The 4,043-nt window shown below is 65.8% G+C and carries 4 protein-coding genes; all 4 read left to right on the top strand.

Annotation, left to right across the window (positions count from 1 at the left end):
• On the top strand, positions 1-224 hold a 224-nt coding region (locus tag VFV09_07780; protein ID HEU4867611.1), incomplete at its 5' end, for a hypothetical protein.
• Between the two features lie 176 nt (positions 225-400).
• The gene (locus tag VFV09_07785) at positions 401-2,134 is read left to right on the top strand and encodes a GMC oxidoreductase (protein HEU4867612.1); all 1,734 of its coding nucleotides are present in this window, start codon (positions 401-403) and stop codon (positions 2,132-2,134) included.
• A gap of 2 nt (positions 2,135-2,136) precedes the next feature.
• Positions 2,137-3,504, top strand: coding sequence for a metallophosphoesterase (locus tag VFV09_07790; GenBank protein ID HEU4867613.1), 1,368 nt, complete (start codon positions 2,137-2,139; stop codon positions 3,502-3,504).
• Positions 3,501-4,043, top strand: a 543-nt coding sequence (locus tag VFV09_07795) for a hypothetical protein (protein HEU4867614.1), incomplete at its 3' end; no start/stop codon positions are given. The genes VFV09_07790 and VFV09_07795, both read left to right, overlap by 4 nt.

Consider the following 4,043-nt stretch of genomic DNA (forward strand, 5'->3'; position numbering starts at 1 on the left):
GCGAGAGAACCCTCGCTTCGTTGGTCGAAATCCTCATCACTGATCCTGAGATCCAGCCCGTGACCGAGCCGGAGGGCCCGGGAACCGGCTCGGAGGACAGCTACTACAACTTCCCGGGGGAAAACGTGCCGGAGGAGCTGCAGCGCTACCAGACGTCCATAACCTCCCGGGGCGACTGGATCTTCTTCCTGAAGACCGACGAGGGCACGCCGGCGCCGGACTGAACCGAAGGCAAGATTCTCTTGTAGCCGCCGGGGCCGCTTCCTATACTCGAACCTGAAGGCAACGGTCGAACCAGCGGGGGGTTCAAGACGACCAAGACTCGAGACCCTGGTCGCAGAAGGATCGCCATTCGACGCGGTCCCCTTAACGTCCAGTCCCTGCCGGCCGCCCAGACGCCATGACCACCGAGCGCTGGGAAGCCGTCGTCCTCGGGACCGGCTTCGGCGGCGCCATCAACTCCGCCCGGCTCGCCAAGCGCTGGCCCGGCAAGGTGCTGGTCCTGGAGCGGGGCAAGCGCTACCCGATGGGGTCTTTCCCCCGGTCCCCCCGTGCGTTCAGCCGGAACTTCTGGAACATCCCGGAGGAGGACCGCACCCGCCCGGACGCTATGACCGAAGAGGAGCAGCACGGCCTGTTCGACATTCGCAACTTCGAAAAGCTCGACGCCGTGTTCTGCGCCGGCCTGGGCGGCGGCTCGCTAATCTACGCAAACGTCTTCCTGGAGCCCCCCGCCAACATCCTCGATGGCCCCCGCTGGCCGGGCACGTGCCGCAAGTCCGACCTCGACCCGTACTACGCCGTCGCCAAGGAGGTCCTGGGCTCCCGCCCGATCCCCTCCGCCGACGACGACCCGCGCCGGCACATCCAGAGGACCGAGCTCTTCCAGCAGGTCGCCGGTGAGATGGGGCGCAAGTCCCGGTTGGTCGACCTGAACGTCTTCTTCGGCAACGACTTCGACAGCCCGCTCCCGATCGGCGTCCAGGCCCGCAACCGCTACGGCGCTCTGCAGACATCCTGCGTCTACTCCGCCGAGTGCGACGTCGGCTGCAACACCCACTCCAAGAACACGCTCGACCTCAACTACCTGCACGTCGCCGAGAACCGCTACCAGGCCGACGTTCGGACCGAGCGCCTGGTCCACAAGATCTCGCCGGTCGACGCAGAGGGTAACGACGACCCGGCTGCCGACGGCACCCACGGCTACAGCGTGACCTTCAACGACATCACCACCCGCCCCTGGGTGGAGGAGCGGGTCCTAACCAACCGGGTGGTGGTGTCGGCCGGCTCCTTCGGCTCCACCGAGCTTCTGATGCGGGCCCGAGATGTTTACAAGACGATGCCCCGGATCAGCGAGCGCCTGGGCGAGCACCTCTCCGGCAACGGCGACTTCCTGTCCTTCGTCATCGACGGCGACCGGCCATCCAACCCCAACGCAGGGCCGGTCATCACGCAGCGCATCGACTTCAACCTGTTCGAGGACTTCGACGAGGACCGCGCCTTCATCCTGGAGGACGCCGGCTACCCGGCCTTCCTCGCCTGGTTCACCGAGGGCGTCCAGCCCCGGCTGGGGTGGCTAGACCCCATCGCCAAAGCCGGCAAAAGTGTAATCGGCGAGCTGTTCCAGAAGGGCAAGTCCGCCGGGCGGGCGGGCGAGGCGTTCGAGGACCTGCTCGGCGGCGCCGACCTCTCCTACGACACCAGCGTCCTGCTGTGCATGGGTATCGACAAGTCGAACGGCACGATGTTCCTCGGCTCGGACGGGGCGATCGACGCCAGCTGGCCCCTGGAGGAGAGCCGCCCGCTGTACGACGCGATCGTCGCCGCAGGGGAGGAGTTCCAGAAGAAGACCGGCGGCAACTTCGTCGCCCTGCCGACCTGGTGGCCCCCCTTCCGGCGAAACGTCACGGTGCATGCGCTCGGCGGCTGCGTCCTGTCGGATGGCCCGGAGACCGGCGTCACCAGTGCCGGCCCGGCAACCTTCGGCAAGCTGTTCGGGTACGAGAACCTCTGGGTGGCCGACGGCAGCATCGTGCCGACGGCGGTCGGCGCCAACCCCACGGCCACCATCTCCGCCCTGTGCGAGCGGGTCGCCGAGGGCATCACCGGTATCAAGCCGGACGCGGATCTGTAGCGGTGCTGCGCATCGTCTCCAACGACAAGCTGTCGCTGTTCATGTCGATGGTCGAGCGCCACGTCGGTAAGCCGAAGCACCCGGACGCCCCTCGCAAGGGCCTGGATGATCCGCACCTGCTCGCCGCCACGGTCTACTCCGAGATGAAGCACGAAGGCCAGCCGGTCCCCAAGGTGGCGCCGCCTGAGATCGAGAAGAAGCTGGGCGAGGACGGCCAAAAGGTCTGGGAGTGCACCCGGCTGGCAGGAGAGCTGGCCCTGGCCAAGCTCTCGGGTAACACCGCCCGGGCGCAGCAGCTCGACGACGAGCTGAAGGACAGTGAGTGCGACCCCGGCTGGACCGAGGCCCTCGTCGATTACGAGGAGTACTTCGGCCCGGACGGCCGCAAGCAGGCAATTCCGTACATCCGGTTCAAGGAGCTGGACGACTTCGTCTACGAATCCCTGGCGCCGGACGCCACGGTGGTCCTACTCGGGGACTGGGGGACCGGGATGCCCCCGGCGATTGAGCTCATGGAGCAGATCGCCGCCCACAACCCCGATGCGCTGATCCACCTGGGTGACATCTACTACGCCGGCACCGACAAGGAGGCCGAGGACAACTTCCTGGGCATCATCGACCGCTACCTGGACCGGTCGAGGACGAAGGTCTACACGATCTCCGGCAACCACGAGATGTACTCCGGCGGGGCCGGGTTCTACTCGCTGATCGGCAAGCTGAACCCCGGCCAGCCGCAGGAGGCCAGCTTCTTCGACGTCAAGACGACGGACGGCGCCTGGCAGTTCCTCGCCATGGACACCGCCCTGCACGACCACGACCCGTTCGAGGTCAAGACCGGAATGACCTTCCTCGAGCCGGACGAGCTGGTCTGGCACATCGACAAGATCGAGCGTCAGCACGCCGCCGGGGGCAAGACGATCTTGATATCCCACCACCAGCTCTTCTCGGCCTTCGGCACCATCGGCAACGAGGTCTACCGGCCGGCCGAGGACGCCGCCTACAACACGAATCTGCTGAACGCCTTCCGGACCTCGATGACCGCCGGCAAGGTCGCCGCCTGGTTCTGGGGCCACGAGCACAACCTGGAGATCTACGAACCCTATGGGCCGATGGCCAAGGGCCGGTGCATCGGCCACGGCGCCCTGCCGGTCTGGGAGGACGACGAGCCCTACAAGGCGCGGACCGATCTGGACGACACGCCAGCGCTGGTCAAGGACGCGGCGGGCAACGAGGTGAAGCTGACCATGAACTCGGACGGCGTCTACGACACCGGGTTCGTTCTCGTGAAGCTGGCCGGGACGAAAGCTGAGGTGAGCTACTACGTGAGGAGCAAGCCGGGGGAGCCGATCTATCGGGAGGTCATCGAGTGAACAGCCAAGAGGTTCCGGTAACCACCGAGCCGATGAACATCTGGCTCAAAATCTTCCGGGTCGTGATGGTGATCGGAATCCTGGTGAACCTGGGATTTATAGTCCCAGCGCTGATAGCCCCCGACTTCCTCCTGACCACCCTCCACCTGCCCCCGAACATCACCGCTTTTCCGTGGGTGGTGAACGCAGCGGCCCTCCTGCTGCAGGTGTCGGTCTTCTACCTGCCGATCGCCCGGGATCCCCGCCGGTACCCGGTCTACGCATGGATCGCCGTGATCATGCGGTTTCTTCTGTCCTTCACCTGGCTGATCCTCAGCCGCCACCCCGACGGAGCGGTCTTCCGGAACTTCTTCTACACCGACTTCGCCTTCTCGGTGATCCCGGCAATCCTGCTGCAGCTCGGCCTTCCGGAGGAGCAAAAGTTCAGCCCGTCCCGGGTCTGGGGGGGCACCAAACACTTCCTCCACCGCTTCGTAGCGTCCCCGAAAGCCATTGCCATCACGGTTGCGGTCTCGCTTTTGCTGGTGGTTACCGGGTTC

It is taken from the genome of Actinomycetota bacterium (genome assembly GCA_035759705.1).
Lineage (GTDB): Bacteria > Actinomycetota > CADDZG01 > JAHWKV01 > JAHWKV01 > JAJCYE01.

Coding starts and splice junctions, on each gene's coding strand:
- VFV09_07785 (HEU4867612.1), top strand. CDS start 401: ATGACCACCGAGCGCTGGGAAGCCGTCGTCCTCGGGACCGGCTTCGGC.